The organism is Flavilitoribacter nigricans DSM 23189 = NBRC 102662 (genome assembly GCF_002646595.1).
Classification (GTDB): domain Bacteria; phylum Bacteroidota; class Bacteroidia; order Chitinophagales; family Saprospiraceae; genus Flavilitoribacter; species Flavilitoribacter nigricans.
The window spans coordinates 414,485-433,461 of record NZ_PDUD01000018.1 but is presented as its reverse complement, the minus strand read 5'-3'; the positions used below and the strand labels follow the sequence as shown (position 1 = coordinate 433,461).

At 50.2% G+C, this 18,977-nt stretch carries 15 protein-coding genes; 13 read left to right on the top strand and 2 right to left on the bottom strand.

The features are described 5' to 3' along the window. The first annotated feature begins 87 nt into the window (after positions 1 to 87). Positions 88 to 546, top strand: coding sequence for a peptidylprolyl isomerase (locus CRP01_RS12760; RefSeq protein WP_099150480.1), 459 nt, complete (start codon positions 88 to 90; stop codon positions 544 to 546). 23 nt (positions 547 to 569) lie between these two features. Next, the gene (locus CRP01_RS12755; RefSeq protein ID WP_099150422.1) at positions 570 to 845 is read left to right on the top strand and encodes a hypothetical protein; all 276 of its coding nucleotides are present in this window, start codon (positions 570 to 572) and stop codon (positions 843 to 845) included. An 84-nt stretch (positions 846 to 929) separates the two neighbouring features. On the opposite strand, the gene CRP01_RS12750 is transcribed toward CRP01_RS12755, so the two are convergent. Beyond that, positions 930 to 1,931, bottom strand: a complete 1,002-nt coding sequence (locus CRP01_RS12750) for a hypothetical protein (RefSeq protein ID WP_099150421.1) — start codon at positions 1,929 to 1,931, stop codon at positions 930 to 932. A 200-nt stretch (positions 1,932 to 2,131) separates the two neighbouring features. On the opposite strand from CRP01_RS12750, the gene CRP01_RS12745 reads away from it, so the two are divergent. The 6 genes from CRP01_RS12745 (at position 2,132) to CRP01_RS12720 (ending at position 10,524) form a co-directional block, all read left to right on the top strand. Next, positions 2,132 to 3,877 carry a hypothetical protein gene (locus tag CRP01_RS12745; protein WP_099150420.1) on the top strand — a complete coding sequence of 582 codons (1,746 nt, stop codon included), beginning with the start codon at positions 2,132 to 2,134 and terminating at the stop codon, positions 3,875 to 3,877. A gap of 13 nt (positions 3,878 to 3,890) precedes the next feature. Then, positions 3,891 to 5,279, top strand: coding sequence for an alpha/beta hydrolase family protein (locus CRP01_RS12740; RefSeq protein ID WP_099150419.1), 1,389 nt, complete (start codon positions 3,891 to 3,893; stop codon positions 5,277 to 5,279). A gap of 448 nt (positions 5,280 to 5,727) precedes the next feature. Then, positions 5,728 to 6,201 carry an RDD family protein gene (locus tag CRP01_RS12735; protein WP_099150418.1) on the top strand — a complete coding sequence of 158 codons (474 nt, stop codon included), beginning with the start codon at positions 5,728 to 5,730 and terminating at the stop codon, positions 6,199 to 6,201. 110 nt (positions 6,202 to 6,311) lie between these two features. Continuing rightward, positions 6,312 to 8,159, top strand: a complete 1,848-nt coding sequence (locus CRP01_RS12730) for a glycosyltransferase family 2 protein (protein ID WP_170110346.1) — start codon at positions 6,312 to 6,314, stop codon at positions 8,157 to 8,159. A 167-nt stretch (positions 8,160 to 8,326) separates the two neighbouring features. Continuing rightward, positions 8,327 to 9,616, top strand: coding sequence for a sensor histidine kinase (locus tag CRP01_RS12725; protein ID WP_099150416.1), 1,290 nt, complete (start codon positions 8,327 to 8,329; stop codon positions 9,614 to 9,616). Positions 9,617 to 9,834: 218 nt separating this feature from the next. Further along, the gene (locus CRP01_RS12720) at positions 9,835 to 10,524 is read left to right on the top strand and encodes a response regulator transcription factor (RefSeq protein ID WP_099150415.1); all 690 of its coding nucleotides are present in this window, start codon (positions 9,835 to 9,837) and stop codon (positions 10,522 to 10,524) included. Positions 10,525 to 10,579: 55 nt separating this feature from the next. On the opposite strand, the gene CRP01_RS12715 is transcribed toward CRP01_RS12720, so the two are convergent. Then, positions 10,580 to 13,351, bottom strand: a complete 2,772-nt coding sequence (locus CRP01_RS12715) for a M16 family metallopeptidase (RefSeq protein ID WP_099150414.1) — start codon at positions 13,349 to 13,351, stop codon at positions 10,580 to 10,582. Positions 13,352 to 13,891: 540 nt separating this feature from the next. Here CRP01_RS12715 and CRP01_RS12710 point away from each other — a divergent pair. From CRP01_RS12710 to CRP01_RS12690, 5 genes are all read left to right on the top strand, one after another. Further along, on the top strand, positions 13,892 to 14,731 hold the full coding sequence (locus CRP01_RS12710; protein ID WP_099150413.1) for a universal stress protein: 840 nt from the start codon (positions 13,892 to 13,894) through the stop codon (positions 14,729 to 14,731). Positions 14,732 to 14,921: 190 nt separating this feature from the next. Next, positions 14,922 to 16,022, top strand: a complete 1,101-nt coding sequence (locus tag CRP01_RS42750; RefSeq protein ID WP_185154558.1) for a zinc dependent phospholipase C family protein — start codon at positions 14,922 to 14,924, stop codon at positions 16,020 to 16,022. Between the two features lie 137 nt (positions 16,023 to 16,159). Then, positions 16,160 to 17,107, top strand: coding sequence for a DUF368 domain-containing protein (locus tag CRP01_RS12700; protein WP_185154557.1), 948 nt, complete (start codon positions 16,160 to 16,162; stop codon positions 17,105 to 17,107). 352 nt (positions 17,108 to 17,459) lie between these two features. Further along, positions 17,460 to 18,053 (top strand): outer membrane beta-barrel protein, encoded by a 594-nt coding sequence (locus CRP01_RS12695; protein ID WP_099150411.1) that lies wholly within the window; start codon positions 17,460 to 17,462, stop codon positions 18,051 to 18,053. 582 nt (positions 18,054 to 18,635) lie between these two features. After that, positions 18,636 to 18,977 carry a hypothetical protein gene (locus CRP01_RS12690; RefSeq protein WP_143473371.1) on the top strand — a complete coding sequence of 114 codons (342 nt, stop codon included), beginning with the start codon at positions 18,636 to 18,638 and terminating at the stop codon, positions 18,975 to 18,977.

Here is an 18,977-nt window from a genome sequence, read left to right as displayed (position 1 = left end):
ACTAAAAATTAATTTATATTTACCCCTCAAATCTAAATAAATATGTCCGCACTAGACAAAATCGATCCCGCTGAGATCCAGATGGTCATGCAGGAAACCACTTACGATGATGACGTAAAGATCTGCATACACACCAACAAAGGGGATATCAACTTAACCTTATTCGGGCCGAAAACGCCCAAAACCGTAACCAATTTTCTGGAGTTAGCCAGAAAGGGCTATTACGACGGCCTGACCTTTCACCGGGTAATTCCCAACTTCATGGTGCAGGGCGGATGCCCCCACGGTAGTGGCCGGGGAGGCCCCGGCTACACTTTTGAAGACGAGTTCGATCCTTCGCTGCGCCACGATTCGGCCGGTATTCTTTCCATGGCCAATGCCGGCCCCGGCACGAACGGCAGTCAGTTCTTCATTACCCACGAGCCCACTCCCTGGCTAGACGGAAAACACACTGTTTTCGGAAAAGTCGTGGATGAAAGTGACCAGGATGTGGTCAATGACATTCGTATGGGAGATGAGATCCTGAACATCACGATTGAAGAATAAGCCAAATTCAAAATTCCTCCGCTATGGTAACTTTAGTCCAGGCCGAAAACATTGTTTCAAATTATCTGAACGGAATGATGCCCGTCGAGGTAGCAGTTAACCGGGATGCGACCGTTGCATTTACGGAAGGTTTTTATTTCAAATTCCAGACTACGGTAGGCACCAAACGGCTTCCACTGCACGGCCTTTTCCCGCTGATGGTGGACTGCCGGACCGGACGGATCCACGAACCGAAGCGGTCTGGTAGCGTAGAGGAACTCATCGCCTGGTTCCGGGATCAAATACGACCGGAGGAATAAGAGAATAGTAAGGGATGAGCGCTGTTTCCATGAAGTAACCGAATTGCGTATTGGCAAACAGGGCTCATCTATACTCTACCCATTCTAGTTTTCAAAAACCATGTACAGGTGGATCCGGTCTCCCGGAGTTTCCCGGTAATTGGGAGAAAGTTTTCTATTGGCGGCGGGGGATTGGAGGCTTTTTTCCAGCCCTTCAATGGCCTGAACGGCGGGAGCTAACTGTTGCCCGTAACGGTCGCGGAAAACCTTTTGCTCAGCTCTGGCCTCCCATTCCCGGGGAGAGCGCTCGCTTTCGTAACCCGGACCAAGGATCTGTTCGTAGCGCGCTTTATTAGCTGCCGTAAAATGTTTCCCGGTGTAATTGGCGTTAAACTGTGCAAACCATTCCGTCAGGAGGCCTTTCACCTTTTGACGAAGTTCTGCTTCATTTTTCCCACAGATCCTGAATTTTCCGATAAAGTCATCTTTTGCCGCTTCCCAGGCTTCTTTGATCTGCCGGACGTGGACCAGTTCGTGGATACCGGTAGAAAGACCCAGTACCGAACTGGTTTTCATATTGCTGCTGGCGAATACGTGGACATTGAAGGTGGTCAGCGTTGCTTCCCACGGGCAGTTAGCCTCTTGGGACTGCCGAAACCGGACTTTCACCTCCACAATAAAAGAGGTCGCACCGATGCCGCCGTGCGCGCTGCTCTGCGCCCAGGTGGGCAACTGCTTCAGATCATTTTGTAAACTGTCGAAGTAAAAGTGGCCGACATCCGGAGGTGGAGCTGCAGTAGGCGTTTCCGGAGTTCCACCTAATTCATCCATTCTCGAACGGACCAGGCGCATCCGATCTTTCAGCACCAGTATCTCTGACTCCAAGGCTGCTCTTTGCTCTTCCGATTCGGTCGTCTCCAGTTCGGCTTCTTTGCCGGCGAGTTCTTCCTGATACGATTGATAAACGGACCGCAATTCGGCCAGCTCTGCCGCCCGTTCCTCCTGATCTTCGGAATTATCACAGGCGGTAAACATCATGCCGCTGGAAAGCAACATTAAGGGAAGGAGCAGGCCGCTTACGTAATAAGAAAGAGAATAATGATGCATGTTTCGAATACTGGAAGATTTAGAAAAACTGCCGCTCGGAAGCGGCTATCATACTGGAAAATGAAAAGTTCTTAAAAATAACAATTTAGTCCTCCAATCCAAGACCTCCCGGTAGCGTAAAGACCGGTGGAATGGATTCAGCGGATAGTCCTAATTTTAGTACACCTGCTTCATCCTGGTCAAACCTTTAGCAAAATATCATGAAAAACCTGCAACACCCTTTATTTCCGTTATACCTGTTCCTACTGCTACTAGGAATTATTATTCCTGGTCAAAGTACCGCCCAGTCCGACGCAGTCACTATCGTAATCGATGCCTCCGATCTGCTGGATGAGATCCCCAGTGGACACCGCATTATCGATGCTTCCCAACTGGAAGTCCCCTGGTTATTCAATAATACCGGACTGCTGATGACCACCCGATCCAATTATCTGAAACGGGTGGAGATACCCGTAACGGGCACCTATTATCTGTACGCACGCAGTCACGGCCGTCCGGGCAGTACCATTCGGGTAGCCATCGGAGAGCAGGTGATCCCGGATGATCTCGGAAATGACTCCCTTCGGTACGTGCAGGCCGGCACTTTTGAGCTGGCGGCCGGGACGGTCAACCTGAGAGTGATGCGCATCGAGAATAACCCCATTTTGGATGTATTGGTGCTCAGTCAGGACCCGGAATTCACCCTGGATGATCTGAAAGCCCGGGAACTGGACGAGGAAGTCACCCTCTTACGTGAATACCGGATCCCGCCTTCCAGCTGTGTGAAATTTGGGGATCTTACCGGAGATGGACAAACGGATCTGCTGGTACTCAGTCGGGATTATTCGGCCCAGGCCTTTGATTTTAGCGGTCAGGCCCTTTGGTCCTATACGGCTCCGGAAAAAGGAGAGGAAAAGCGCCGTTCCTTCGAGGCCCCGGGATTAGTATGGGATCTGGACCAGGACGGCGACTCGGAAGTGATCCACTGGCGACAGGATGACGAAGGAGAATGGCTAACCGTAGCCGACGGCCGTACGGGAGCGATCATCCGACGATGTCCGTGGCCGACGGAAGCTTACCCCCACGAATACAATAATTTTCGCCTGGCCATCGGCCGGCTGACGCCCGGCTATCCTCGGCATATTCTCGCGTTCACGGATATGGGTGGAAAGATCTCCGTGACGGCCTACGATCCGGAATTACGGGAAGTCTGGCAACATGTAGAAAATAAAAAGAAAGACCATTTGGGCCATTACTTGTACCCGATAGACCTGGATCAGGATGGCACGGATGAAGTCGTGGTGGGCACGCTGGTGCTGGATGGTGACGGTACCGAGATCTGGAACGCCTTTGATCTGTTTTTCGATCACCATGATCATGCCGATAGTTATCGATTTGCCGATCTTGATCAGGACGGAAAATTAGATATGGTCTCCGCCCACAGTGAGATCGGTGTATTTGCCTACGGGGCGATGAGTGGAAAATTAAAGTGGCAAAATGTTTCCGAACACGCCCAGCAACTGGAGATCGGAAATTTCCTGCAGGATGTCCCCGGGCCCCAGATTGCGGTGGGTGCCCGGACTTACGGAAATCGCCGCTTTGGCATTCCTTACCTCTGGTCGCAGGTGCACTGGTTCGATCCGAAAGGCAAACTGATCCGAAAATGGCCGGCCAATCCACTGAATGGAAACCCGGTTTTTATCAAAGGGGATTGGCGTGGCGACGGTAAGGAGGCTTTATTTTGGTTTAAGTTTCGCTTACTCGAAAACGGTACTGGAAAATTGTACTTTGGCGAGCCGGTTTATCACATGTTCGATTTTATGGGAGGGCCGGCAGAAGAGGTGATCACCCTGCAACGGGATTTGCTGCGGGTTTACGGCTATAAAAATGCGCCTGCCCCGAATGGGCAGCGGCCAAAGACGCCGGACTATCTGCAAGCGAGGGTAGCCAATCACACGCATTATTAATGGTATAGATTCTATGATGCTGAGAAAAATAGTGACGGTTTGGACATTCTTTACGCTTGTTACCTCTGCGACCGCTGGGGCAAAGAACGGGACCTGGCCCAGTCAGGCGATCGGCCGGCCGCTAGAATTTATCGTTACCGAATCCCCGGAACCGCTCCGCGATGTTGCCGGCAAGTACCTGACCGTCGTTTACCTCAAGCATCTGGGTTTTAAAAAGATCGGCGGCAATAGCAATGCCACGGATGTTGCCTGGCTCATTGCTCAGGGATACCGGGTAATCGAGCTGGATTATGCGCACCATCCGGCCGCGATTACTCCCAATATCAATCGGGACATCATAGCGATCAATGATGCGGTTGCTGCGGGTGACTTTTGCGGTTTGCAAAACAGCTCGCATTATCAGACTTACGTGCTTTTCGAAGGTTATCGGATTGCCCGCAACGTGCCCTATTTTCAGGATGATCCAACCGTCTACAATACTCCCGCCGAATACCTAATCGGTGATTCTTTGCGCATGGATATCATTTATCCGGCCAATCCGGTACAGCCGGTCCCGACCATTTTATCCTTTTCTTACAGCAACAGTTACGCTACCTACGATGCCGCCAGCAAGCAGTTTACCGATGCTAACCGGAACCAGCGACTGAACCTGGGGTATACCCTCGCTGGATTCAACGATTCGTTTCTGGAGGGGGCGCCCGCCGCCGGCATGGCCTGGGCGATTGCCGACCACCCGAAGTATTGTCCCTGGGGCAAGGGCAAACCAATCGATGGGCCCAATGATGCTTACAAATCCTATCAGACCAATCCGGATGCTGCGCAAAAGGTAAAGTCGGCTGTACGTACCCTGCGTTCGCTCGGGACTTCCCTGGGACTTTCCGGTAAAATCGGGATCTATGGATTCTCCCGGGGTTCGGATGCCGGTTCCATGGCGATCGGTGACCGGGAAGTGCCTGAGTTTGAAAATGCCGGTTTTTACCAGAAGGTGTCGGATGAGGTACAGGCCGCTGCGCTCGGTCCGGGCGTGTTTGACTTTACCCGCATTTATGCCGTTACCGGGGATGGCGATTCTAATTTGGAAACCCGCTGTCCGTGGGTGTGGGGATCGCTGGAGGAGCACCCCGAGATTTGGGAGCGCATGGGAGCGGCTTATCTGGTCGAATCGGCAGCAACTGCGCCCGTTTTGTTTTTCTACAATACGGATGATCAGCCCTATTACCGGGATCAGGTTTTGCATTTTCAGGCGCAACTGGAATCTCTGGGCGTACCCGTTTCCACGATGGTGGATTACGGCACAGGTCATTCGCTTCCCCAAACCGGCCCCGAACTGATCCGGATGTACACATTCTTCCAACGGTATCTGGATCCGCCGATCATCAATAAAGATGGGGTGAAGCGTTAAAACCCCAATTAATCCAAATTGTAAAACATTTCAAATTACAGGTGCAGCGCACCCTATTATTTTCTTCCCCTTGATCTGAACACACCTAGAGCTATAGCGTAGCGACCTGATCGATAGATATGGGAAATGATCAGGACGGTGCGCTGCACCTGGAAAAATCCCTCCCGTTCTATGTTGGAGCCAGGACGGTGCGCTGCACCTTTGCCTGAATAATGATTTGTGCAATTTGGTATACAAACGATGGATACATTTCCTGGTAGATCAGGCCCCTAGACGTTATAAATTCCCTGGTGTTACAAAAGGTTATGCTAAAGGAGTACCTGCCCGAAAGGCTGATTGAAAAATCTGCCAACTTCGCGCTGACTAATAAAAGCGGTGTCGGATATACCGCCCACCAATTGATTACTGCAAAAAAATAATTACTTTCCGGCTGAATTAAATCCAAAAGATGAAGCAACAACCTACCGATAACTACAAGACGAATGAGGCCACCTACCTCGCAGACTACATGGCCAGTAAAAATCAGCGCTTTTCCAATCTGATGCTGGATCTCCTGTTTGCATTTTTATTCCAGGGGGCCGTGCTGGCTTTACTGGAGGGCATCGGAATCCTCGACGAGAACATGATGAACTCCCGGCGGGTCATCGTGCCGCTATCTTTTCTGTTGGTATTCCTCTACTGGACGGGGACGGAATATCTTTTCGGAAAAACACCGGGAAAATCCATTACTAAAACAAAAGTGGTCATGATGGATGGATCGAAGCCGGACCTGCTGACCGTAGTGAAGCGCACCCTGGCCCGACTGATCCCCTTTGATCCTTTTTCTTTCCTGTTCGGCGCCCCGACCGGGTGGCACGACAGCCTGACAAATACCCGGGTGGTAGAAGACGATTTTACACCAGAAGACGACTTTATGCTCTGATCCCGGACCATATGAATATTCGGCAGCTATTCAAACTTCACAACTTCAGGATCCTTTTCAAAGCGATCAGGAAGGAACCGCCCGGCCTCATTTGGGAAAACTTTCTCAAAATGCTTCGGCGTGGACGTGGGCAATCCGCCTACACCGATAAGTTCCTACAGCACGATGAAGACCTGAAAGTCTATTTACTGGACTGCCGTAAAGAGGCTGGTATCCTGAAAGTGATCGTATGGGTTTTGGCTCGAAACGAGATTGAGCTACCGGAATTATCTGTCGGCGATCTTCTATTGACTGCAAAAGCAGATACTTTTTTCAAACCGGAATTATCGGCCTTTTTTTCGGAATTTTCTGATTTCGAGCAGCAGGGGTTTCTTTTCCAATTGCCCTTCAATGGGATCTTTAGTGATCTGCAACTGGGGCTCACCGATCGTAAAGGGCACCAGGTGGAGCTACCAATCGGCCGTTTCTTTGCCTACGATGAAGCGGAACCTGAGTTGGCTGCCAATTCTCCCGATAGCAGCAATATTCGGTTATTTACGCACCAATGGGCATCTTCGGGAAGTGGTGCAAGCATATTTAACCCAGAGCAATTTAAGGCAGATGGAGCAGCATATCTGCTACTGCACGCCCAGGATACGGTATTGCCACCTAAGCTGTTATTGGCGCTGCAACACTTTTTAAGCAAGCACCCGGAGACCGATATTATCTACTTCGACGAAGATTTATTGGATCCGGATGGCAACTTCCATAGCCCAAGTTTCAAACCGGCCTTCAGCCCGGAATACCTTGCCGCTGATAATTACATCGGTCCCAATTTTTGCGTTAGCTTCCGGCTCGCAAAACAACTCAATTGGTTCTCAGCGCTGGATCTGCGTTCGGGAGGTTACCACTTTCTACTACGGACAATGGAGATCACCGACCGTTTTGCCCGTCTGCCGGGGATTCGTTTGCACCGTACGGAGCAAGGGCTGGTTCATTATACCCGGAAAGAGGCAGCGGAGATCCAGGTGCGGACGGAGCACTTTGCCAAACGGGGTATTCAGTTGAATCCCGGACTGGTTCCGGGCAGCAGCGAGGTGCTGCAGCCGGTGCAGGGAACTCCCAAAGTAAGTATCATTATTCCTTTTAAGGATCAACTGGATTTGTTGGAGCAATGTATTCAAAGTATTTTCTCCCGCACCAGATATCCGGAATACGAATTGCTGCTGATCAGTAATAACAGCCGGGAAGCGAAAACCTATCAATTTCTGGAAACACTGCAACAAACTTCTCCCCAGGTGCGATGGTTTCGCCGGGATCATCCTTTCAACTTCTCCCAGCTTAATAACTGGGCAGCCCAACAGGCCAAAGGGGAATTCCTGCTATTGCTGAACAATGATGTCAAAGTGATCACCAGTGGATGGATCACCCGGATGTTAAGTTACTTCGCGGACGAAAGGGTGGGGGCCGTCGGTGCCAAATTACTCTATCCGGATCATACCGTACAGCACGCCGGTATCGTTACGGGTATCGGAGGGATCGCCGGACATACGCACAAACACTATCCCGACCATTTTGGCGGATACAACGGCCGGGCGAATAAAGTACAGAATGTAAGCGCCTGTACGGCTGCCTGCCTGATGCTTAGAACTTCCGTTTTTGAATCCGTGGGGGGCTTTGATGAGCAGCAGCTACCGGTCGCTTTTAACGATGTAGACCTGTGCCTGAAGATCCATGAGGCCGGGTACCGGATCGTCTACACCCCTTTCGTTAAGCTTTATCATTACGAATCTATCAGTCGCGGGGCCGAGGATACCGGGGAAAAAAGGAAACGCGCCAAAAGAGAAATCCGGTTTTTTCGGAAAAAATGGCGGAACTTTATCCAGGCGGGCGATCCGTACTACCATCCGGAATTATCCTTGCGCATGGGGAATTTCGAGGATTTCCGGAAGTTGGATGGTGGCGGCATAAACCATTAGGATGTTTGGCAGATGGGGCATCAGGAGGATCAGTCTATTTCTTGTCATTACACCCAAGATCCCAACTTCCTAAAATACCGGGGTATCGATATCCCAACAAAAAGTTAATACCCGTAAACGAAGGTTAAGCTTTGGTCGGGAGAATAGAAAATAGCTAATTTCAAGCGGTGAGGAACTGGATTATAGTCGGTATCGTGATCATTTCGTTGCTCGGTTTGGTATTTGTGCAATACAGTTACCTCCGGGCGGGACTGTTGTTGGAGCGGGCACGGCTGGATCAGCGAATGGAGCACCTGTTGGATGAAATGTATCTCAAACTGGTGCGGGAGAACAATGTGCGGGAAATGACCATTCGTATGCTGGTGACCGAAAGAAATCCGTTGGCCAGTCCCGAGTTGATCCTGCCGGATCGTTTACGGGATTCGCTGCATTTCCTGATCCGGGAATTCCTGGGAGCGGACAGCCTGCGGATGGATTATGCTTTTGCGCTGACGGATGAGGATGAAAAACATGTATTTGTAGCTACTGAGGATTTTCTGTCCGAAAACGATACGCAGGTAAGTTACCAGCGTCCGATCGGTGGACTGGCGATGCGGGCCTGTAATTGCCGGCCCTACTTCCGGCTGCACATTCAAAATACGCTAAATTATCTGGTGGGCCGTCTGGCTTATCTGATTATCCCTACGGTCATTTTTATCCTGTTCCTCGCGATCTGCCTGGGGCTATTGATCTACTACCTCGATCATCAGCGGAAACTGGACATTATAAAGAATGATTTTATCAATAACCTGACCCACGAGTTGAAGACACCGGTATTTTCCATCGGAATGCTGAGCCGGATGCTGAAAACTGCGGTTGGCAAGGGGCAGAACGAAAAGGTTGAGGAATACGCTACTTTGATCGAAAAGGAAAACGAAGTGATCAAAGGCCACGTAGAACGGGTGCTGGAACTGGCCTCACTGGAAGGACGAAATTACCAGATGGAAAAGCAGCGCCTGTCCCTGCATAATCTGATCGGGGAGCTTTTAAGTTCCTTTGGTCCCCAGGTACAGGCCCGGGGCGGAAAGCTGCAACCCGAGCTTAAGGCTATTAACGATTGGGTGGAAGTGGACCCGGTCCATTTTCGCAATGTGATCCAGAACCTCTTGGACAATGCGCTAAAATACCAGACCGACGAACCGTTCATAGAGATCAGTACCCGCGATGAGGAAGACTGGCTGGTGGTGAGTGTTTTGGACCGGGGCATTGGGATTGCGACCGACCAGCAGCAAAAGATCTTTGAGAAGTTTTACCGGGTGCCTTCCGGCAATTTACATCAGGTGAAAGGCTTTGGTCTGGGGCTGAACTATGTGCGTCAGATCGTAAAGGCGCACCGGGGACAAATCAAAGTCTTTAGTAAAGCCGGAGAAGGAAGCCGGTTTGAAGTGTCTCTGCCCATTCCCGGTGATTATAAATAACCTAAGTTGCAACTTAGGTAGCGGGTATAAAGTAAAGGGCATAGGGATTACCTATCGTTAAAATGGAGCAAGATCCCTGATTTTAACGGTTACAGTCTCTCTACGCTTTACCATCTACTCTCTACAATTAAACGACAATATCCTGGTTTACAGTACCAAATATTCCATTGCAAATAAACGGCCAGCGCCACATCTCTCTTCACCCATATTGATCTGTCATGAATAACATTCTGCTCGTAGAAGACAATGAAACCCTCGGATACATTCTTAAGGAATACCTTGAAATGAAGGATTTTGGGGTGGAACTGGCCCGGGACGGTAAAGCCGGGCTGAAGGCTTTTAAAAAAAGAGCCTACGATCTCTGTATTCTGGATGTGATGATGCCCGAAATGGATGGATTTACCCTGGCTGGCGAACTGCGCGCGATCGAAGCGGGGGTGCCGATCATTTTCCTCACCGCCAAGGCGCTGAAAGTCGACAAATTGAAAGGTTTTAATCTCGGGGCGGATGATTACATTGTCAAGCCGGTAGACGAGGAAGAATTGCTGGCCCGCATCAAAGCGATCCTGCGGAGAAGCAAGGGCAATACCAGTCCGCAGAAACAATCGTACGAAGTAGGCGCCTACCATTTCGATTTCAGCAATCAGAAACTGGTGCTGGATGAGGAGGAGCAGATCCTGACGGAAAGAGAGGCCCAGTTGTTGCGACTCCTTTGTGAAAATAAAGGCAAGTTACTGTCGCGGCGGCAGGTACTGAATACCCTTTGGAATACCAATGATTATTTTACCCGGCGCAGTATGGATGTGTTCATTTCCCGCCTGCGAAAATACCTGGCCAAAGATCCCCTGATCAAGATCAATAATGTATACGGAAGTGGATTTATCCTGACGGATACGGAGGAAGGGTAGAAGCAAAATTTGCTGAGCGACCGGAAAACTCCGGTCGCTCAACAATGCTAAATCCTTATGGTTTTGCTTTGGATTCCGGGATCGGATTTCCGTCGGCATCAACCAGTACGATCTCCAGACCGAGCTCTTTCAGCGCGGGCAGGATCTTTTCTTTATCGCCTACCACGAAGTAGGCCATATCATCGGGCCGAACGATCTTTTTACTCAGCGAACGAACGTCGGAAAGCTCCAGGTTGCGGACCTTGTCTCCGTAGGTCTGGTAATAATCATCATTCAGGTCGTATTTGAGCTGATTATTCAGGGAACTCATCACGGCATTATTGGTTTCCCACTGACCGGGCAGTGCGAGAATGGCGTTGCCGGTAGTCTTGGTGAATTCCTCCTCCGTAACCGGTTTGTCTCCCACGAACATCTCAAATTCTTTGATGATCTCCTGCACGGATTCCTTGGTCTTATCTGTCTGTACCGGAGCGTAGGCCAGCATCGGGCGTTGCCCTTTTGCCTGTTGGACGAAAGTATAGGCACCGTAGGCCCAGTGCTTGTCTTCCCGCAGGTTCATGTTTACCCGGGCCGTGAACTCACCACCCAGCACATTAACTGCCGTTTCCCGGGCAATTTCATCCACCTTGCCGTACGGATCGATCAGGTAACCGCCGATGATCACGGATTGCTGACTTTCGGGACGATCCATCAGGTACAGTTTACCCTTATTGCTTTCTTTTACCTCAGCGATGTTTTTCTTAGGCGTTTTGCCTTTCTTCCAGTCTCCGAACCGTTTTTCCAGCATGGGCTTGAGTTCGGCCATATCCAGGTCGCCCACCACCATCAGCGTGGCGTTGTTCGGGCGGATCCAGGTATCGTGGAACTTAACCATATCGTCCCGCGTCATGGATTGTACAGTGCTTTCGTAACCCGATCCGGTCAACGGCTGGCTGTAGGCGTGTCCTTCACCGTAAAGGAACTTAGGCATTACCCGGATGGCCATCTGCACCGGCTGGGATTTTTCCCGCTGGATCTGGACCATCGTCTGATTTTTCAGCCGGTCGAAATCTTCTTGTGGGAAAGAGGGGCGCAGGATCACATCGGCCATCATATCCAGACTGGGTTCCAGTGTAGGTTTGAGGGTGTTCAGATTGACGTAGGAAGCGTCGAGGTCCGAATAGGCGGCCAGACCGGCGCCGAGGGTCTGAAGTTCTTCGTTGATCTCCAGAGCGCTCTTATTTTTAGTGCCTTCATCCATCATATCCATCGCAAGCGAAGCCGTGCCTGCTTTGGAAAACTGATCGGATGCATAACCCGCATCGAACATCATGCGCATCACTACCGTCGGAATGCCCGGGCGTTTGGCCAGCACCACTTCCATGCCGTTACTCAGGGTAGTGCGTTCCAGGTCTGGGAATTTAACCGTCGCGGGAGCTCCCATTTCCGGCAGTCCCTTGCTGCGATCGATATCCGATGCGATGGTGCTGAATTCGGGGAAAGGCGTACAGATCAGAGTATGGCGTCCGGCGCTCAGCCATTTTTTGGCGGCCATTTGCACATCGGCCGGTTTGGCATCCGCTACCATTTGGAGGATGTCCTTGTAGTAGTCTGCACTACCGCCGTACACTTCGTGTTGAGCGAGGATGTCGGATTTACCACCAAAGCCACCGATCCGCTCGATGCCTTTAATGAAACCGGCAAAATACTGTGATTTTACCCGGTCCAGTTCCTGTTGGGTCGGACCATCTTTCAGGAACTTATCCAGTTCTTCGTTCAGGGCAGCTTCTACTTCTTCTACGGTCTTCCCGGGTTTCACGTTGGCCTGTACGATGAAATTACTCGCGATCTCCTTTTCCCAGGTAAAAGCATTAGCGGAGCTGGCGATCTGATCGTCGTAAACGAGTCGCTTGTAAAAACGGGAGTTTTTACCGCTGGACAGGACACTCGACGCAAGATTGAGCAGTACGGCCTCTTTGGATCCCCATTCCGGCGTATTCCAGACAAAATTGATCCGGGCTTCCGGAACGCGATCCTGGTAGCTTTGTCGGGTCTCCTGGGTGCGGATAGGGATATTTACTTCCGGGCGAACCAGAGCCGGTCCGGCCGGAATATCACCAAAGTATTTGACCGCTCTTTTGTAAATATCTTCCGCATCCACATCACCGGCGATCGCAATGACGGCGTTGGCCGGTCCGTAGTAGGTCTTAAACCATTCGTGTACATCTTCGAGCGAAGCCGCGTTCAGATCCTCCATTTCTCCGATCACCGTCCAGGAATAGGGGTGACCGGCGGGGAACATGGCCTTCGTGATCAGATCCCACTGTTTGCCGTAGGGATTGTTCTCTCCCTGGCGTTTCTCATTTTGTACCACTCCACGCTGTTCGTCCAGTACTTCCTGGTCGATAGCGCCCAACAGGTGGCCCATCCGGTCGCTTTCCAGGAAGAGCACCTGGTCCAGTGCGGCCAGCGGAACGTTTTGGAAATAATTGGTCCGGTCGTTGTTGGTGGTACCGTTCAGGTCCGTACCGCCGATCCGTTCCAGTGCCTGGAAATAATCATCATCGTAATTTTCACTACCGTTGAACATCAGGTGTTCAAACAGGTGGGCAAAACCACTTTTCCCGGGTTTTTCATTTTTCGATCCCACGTGGTACCAGACGTTGACCGCCGCAATCGGCGCTTTGTGGTCTTCGTGGACGATAAGGGTCAAACCGTTGTTCAGTACAAATTTCTGATAGGGGATTTCGATGTCGTCCGGACTGAAGTAAGATGCTTTCTGGGCATCCAGGTTTGTACCGGACATTAGAAAAAGAGTCAATAACAATAAGGTGAAACTCTGCCTCATAAGTGCATTTTTTGGTTAAGAATATTTGGTGTTGGTAGATTTTCTCTCGCTATCATTAAATCCTCGGGCCGCCGGCTGGACGTGCAGTGCCGAAAGTCCGAATGATTTCCTTATAAAATTACGGAACTTGGCGCGTTCAGGCCCGTATTGAAATTAATTTTCTACGAATGGAGAATCTCAGCAGACCAAAAAAAAGGCCGCCCCGATGACTCGGAGCGGCCGCTAGGTGGTTTTTTATCTTGGTTCAACCTAATTCAACCACCTGCAAACAATTGAACACCCAATAGACTATGATATATAACCAAACTGTTGTTTACTACTGTTGTTTAATAATGGCACTAAGATAGGCCGGTAACGGACGGCATGCACTGATCCGAATCACAGCGGATGGTGATCTGTGTCATCCGGACCTGCTGCAAGAAAACCGAATTTATTAACCAGGAAGATGTAAACTGAAATTTAAGTTTGGTACAAGCCGTAGCCGAAATGGGCGGAGAAACTTAAATTTATCCTTACCTTTTCGAGTCAAATAGCAGATCAATGAATAAAATACTCTTTCCTACCGATTTTTCCGATGCTGCCCAACAGGCATTCATCTATGCCCTGCATCTGGCGGATAAATTTGGCGCGGAGATCACCACCCTGCACGCCTACGAAATGCCGCAGGTGAGCGATATGGAACTGACGCCGTCGCTTCGCAATTTTTACGATAATATGGACCTCTACGAATTCGAGAGTTACCGCGATGCCATTCCTCCACTGGTGGATACCGCCCGGGCGCACGGATTCGACCATATCATCATGCAACACGTGCTCAAACAGGGAGACCCCGAGTCGGCCATCCTGGAAGTGGCCGTGAATGATGCCATCGACCTGATCGTAATGGGTACGACCGGTGCCCGCGGATTGAAAGAGATCTTTATGGGCAGTACCGCCGGTGAGGTGATGGAAAATGCTCCCTGCCCGGTACTGACTATTCCGGAAAAGAGTACTTTCGACGGCAAGATCGATCAGATCGCTTTCACCACTACTTTTTCGGAGGAAGAACAGTTGACGCTGCACTTACTGAATAAAATGTTTGCCCCCTTCAAACCCCATATTCACTGTCTGAATGTGGATCTGGCCCATACCGAAGCGTATACCCGAAAGATGGAAACCTTTGCCGGGATATTCAGTGAATACGACAACATGGAGTTTCACGTACTGGACGGCACCGATATCAACGAAGAACTCACCAAATACATGGAGGCCAACCATGTTGACCTGCTGGCGATGGTGACCCACCAGAGGAATTTCCTGCAGGAGTTGTTTCACTACAGCAAGACCAAACAGATGGCCTATCACGCCGATACACCGGTGCTGGCCCTGAAAAATAAATGATCCTTCCGGACGTTGAGATGAGGAGGTCGCTCGGGTCTGACCGGCATCTCCGAATCTCAACGTTTAAATACTATCTGGTCTGAACCATCTATTTACATACCGCAGGCTGCTTTTCTTTCTGCTTATCTGCATTTCTGTTTCGGCCACTGCACCCCGGTGGGGTTTTTTCGGCCACCGCCGGATCAACCGGATGGCGGTATTTACCCTGCCGCCGGAAATGAGTCGCTTTTACAAAAAGCACCTGGAATACATCACCGAGCACGCGGTCGATCCCGATAAACGCCGCTACGCGACCAAACACGAGGCGGTCCGCCACTATATTGATATCGATCACTGGGATGTCTATCCGTTTGAAAAGGTCCCGCGAAACTGGACGGATGCCCTGATCCGCCATACAACTATATATGTACTCAATGGCGGGGGCGATACTTTATCTTTTGGGCTGGACACCTTTTCCCGGGATCTCGAATATCTGACCTTTCGGGATCATTCGGAGAGCAATACCTACGCGGTTCCCACCAAACAATACCGGCAATTTTTCCTGGAAAAGATCCTTCCTCAGTTTTACGCGGACGAATGGACGGTCACCTGTGCTGACCTAAGCACGCTGTTCGGGCGGGAGATCGATTGTCAGTCGGCCTTTGCCGAAGAACACTTCTCGGAGTACGGTATCCTGCCGTACCATCTGGAGAAAATGCAGTTTGACCTGACCCGGGCTTTCCAACAGAAAGACCTCCGGCGTATCTTGCGGCTCTCGGCGGAAATGGGACATTATATCGGAGACGCCCACGTGCCGCTGCATACTACCGAAAACTACAACGGCCAGTTGACCGGACAGCCCGGTATCCATGCATTTTGGGAAAGCCGGCTGCCGGAATTGTTTGCCGATAAGAACTACGATTTTTTCGTGGGCCCGGCCGAATACTGGGAACGCCCGGACGAAGTATTCTGGGAAACCGTACTGGCCAGCCACGTGCTGGTAGACAGTGTGCTGCAAATTGAAAGACGTCTGAGCGAACAATTCCCCCGCGATCAGCAGTTCTGTTATGAGGACCGGCTTGACGCCACCATCCGTACGCAATGCGAAGCCTACTCCAGAGCCTACCACGAGGCGATGGACGGTATGGTGGAAGAACGGATGCGCGCCTCTATCCGCGCGATCGGCAGCTCCTGGTTTACCGCCTGGGTAAATGCCGGGCAACCGGACCTCAGTAAACTTGGATCGGAAATTCCCCTCGATGAGATCATCCCGCCCCCGGACCCCAGGGTCAAAAGCCGGGTTCACGAGTAATAATTTTTGTAGTCTCCCGGTGAGGGCTGGGCTTTTATCTCCGGGACATTGTCTACTGTCAGCAGTTCCCCGATCGCATTTATTTTAAATTAGACTACCCAATAGCTTCTTTACCGAAAAAAACTATTTTAGCGCCCATGAGGAACAGACTTTTACTTTTTTTGAAAGGTGCCGCCATGGGCCTGGCTGAAGTGATCCCCGGCGTATCGGGTGGAACCCTGGCATTCATCACCGGTATTTACGAAGAATTACTGGATACCATCAAAAGCATTCTCGGACCGGATCTCTTCAAAGCGTTCCGCCAGGGAGGTCTCAGCGCCGTCTGGGAAAAGGCAAATGGTCCGTTCCTGGCCGTATTATTACCCGGAATGGCCTTCGGTCTGGTTACCGGGGTTTTTATCGTCACCAGATTACTCGAAAGTCATCCGCAACTGCTGTGGGCCTTTTTCTTCGGATTGATCCTGGCCTCGGTCTGGTACATCGGCAAGCGGGTGGGCCGATGGACGGTAGTAGAGATATCCGGTCTGGTTGCAGCCGCAGCCCTGGCGTACTACATTACCGTAGCTGCTCCCGCCCAGGGGATCGATTCTCTCTGGTTCATCCTAATCTGTGGTATGATCGCGATATCCGCCCTCATCCTGCCCGGTATTTCCGGTAGCTTCATCCTCCTGTTGATGGGCATGTACACGGTGATCATTCCCGCGGTGAAGACGGCTTTGACAACCTTTGATAGCGCCAGCCTGAAGATCCTGGGGGTATTCGCCGTGGGAGCTCTGATCGGTCTGGCTACATTTTCCCGCTTCCTTTCGTGGGCGTTTAAGCACCACCGTAGTCTGACCATGGCTATTCTTACCGGTTTTATGGTGGGCTCTCTGAATAAGATCTGGCCCTGGCGCAATGTGATCGAATACCGGATCGATAGTCACGGTGAAGAGGTGCCTTTTCTGGAGAAGAGTGTTTTACCGGCTGCTTACGACGGCGAGCCGATGGTGCTGGGCGTGATCGTTCTGGTCATTATCGGGTTTCTGATCGTCTGGTTTCTGGATCAGACTCCGGTTGATGAGGAAGAACCGGACGTGGCATAAGGGAAAGAGCGCGATTGTTGGATGGTGATTGATGCAGGAAGCTTTTAAAGGCTCCTGAGCCGTAAAACCATGGACTATAATAAGGACGTCACCCTGAAGGATTGGTGCTTTGCCGCCGATCGCTCCACCAATTCCTTTTCTATTATCTACAGCGTTAGAAGTTAGTAAGTGTACCGTAGGCTACCGCTCATACCGTGTAGGGTAGGTCTTTATTCTTTCCTTAACACAGTTTCATATTTTCTTCACACATATTTCCTGGATAGCGGACGTTTTAGGCTTGTATTACATCACAAAGATCACTCGATTTTACAAACCGCCGGATGCATCGCATGCCGGATAAAAAATTAGGAAGATGAAACGCTTAACAGTTGTATTAACTACCTGTATGATATTTTTGGTGAGCTGGCAAGCGCAGGCTCAGTTGAAGGTGAACCCGCAAGTCGGGGTAAACGTATCGGCCCTTGACGCCAAGATCGGCGACCTGAGAACGGAGGCCAAAGCCGGTTGGAATGCCGGTGTCGACTTTCGGATCGGTGAAGGCTTTATTTATCTGAACCCGGGTGCTCACTACTACAGCAATACGGCCCGTCTGATGCGTGATTTTGAAAATCCGGATCTCGACATGTGGAAGGATGAAACGACGATCCAGAGTGTGAAAACACCGATTAATATCGGCTTCAATCTTACCGGTAACAATAAGTTTCTGGGTATCCGCGCGGAAGGTGGTTTTGTGCCGACCTTTGTAACGGGGGTCAAGGAAACCGAATCTTACAGCCTGAGTATAGAAGACCTGAACCGCCTCACCTGGGGCTATAACCTGGGCGTCGGAGTGGATGTACTGTTCCTGACCGCCGACCTGAATTATGAGATCGGACAGGCTAATTTCTTTAAAGGAGTGGACGGAAAAAACAATATGCTGACCCTGAGTTTGGGGGTTAAGTTCTAAGATACAGTGTAAATGTGTTGACAATTGTTCCCCCTATACAGACGATTGTTACGTATAACGCCTTCCCGCCAGGGAGGGCGTTTTTTGTTTGATTTTGTGCTATCCAGAGCCGCCGATCGTGCTTAAAAAGTAAGTTTTGGGGTAGATTTCTGCATTTTTTTTAATTTTTTTTCTAAAAAAAGTTGAAAAAAATTAGCCTTTTATCTTTCTGATATCTAACGTCATACGTATTAATACTTCAAGTAGCCCTTTCAAACAGATGAAAAAAACTTATGCTATGTGTAACCTAAAAAATGAAAAGCCGTAACAAATATAGTATTCCCACAAAATCAATTGAATCTCCTCCCACTCATCCCTCCCTATTCGTAATCCCTTTTGAGAGGCTATCAAAATTAGAGGTTCCTACATTACAAATCTGGAAAGTCCTTGACCACTAATACCTGGTCTAAGGCAATTTTGACTTATTTACAAAATAGGAAATGAGCACTATGGCATTGCCCCGTACGGGTAATGGCGATATTTATCTGTCCCAACACTTGTATAAGATGCATATTCATTAACTACTTTTTAAATCCATTTCCTATGGACACATGGAACACTATTACACGTACGAGTCGGACGCGGCTCACCAGAGCACTAAAGGTGCTCGAAACCCTTTGCAACGAGGAAAATATTCCCATTCTGGAGCACATTCGGAAAAAGGAAACAACTTCTCTAGCAGAACTTTACTTACAAACCGGTGTATCACCGGCTAAACTGGAAATGCAACTGGATTCACTCTGTGAAACGGGATGTGTGGTACACGAATCTGCCGCTATGGGCAGTAGTTACCGGATCAACCCGGAGCGGATCTGGCAAATTAACGGTATCAGCCGGCGTATAAACCAAATACGAGAAGACGGCTTGCGCGAGCAGGCCGGCTAA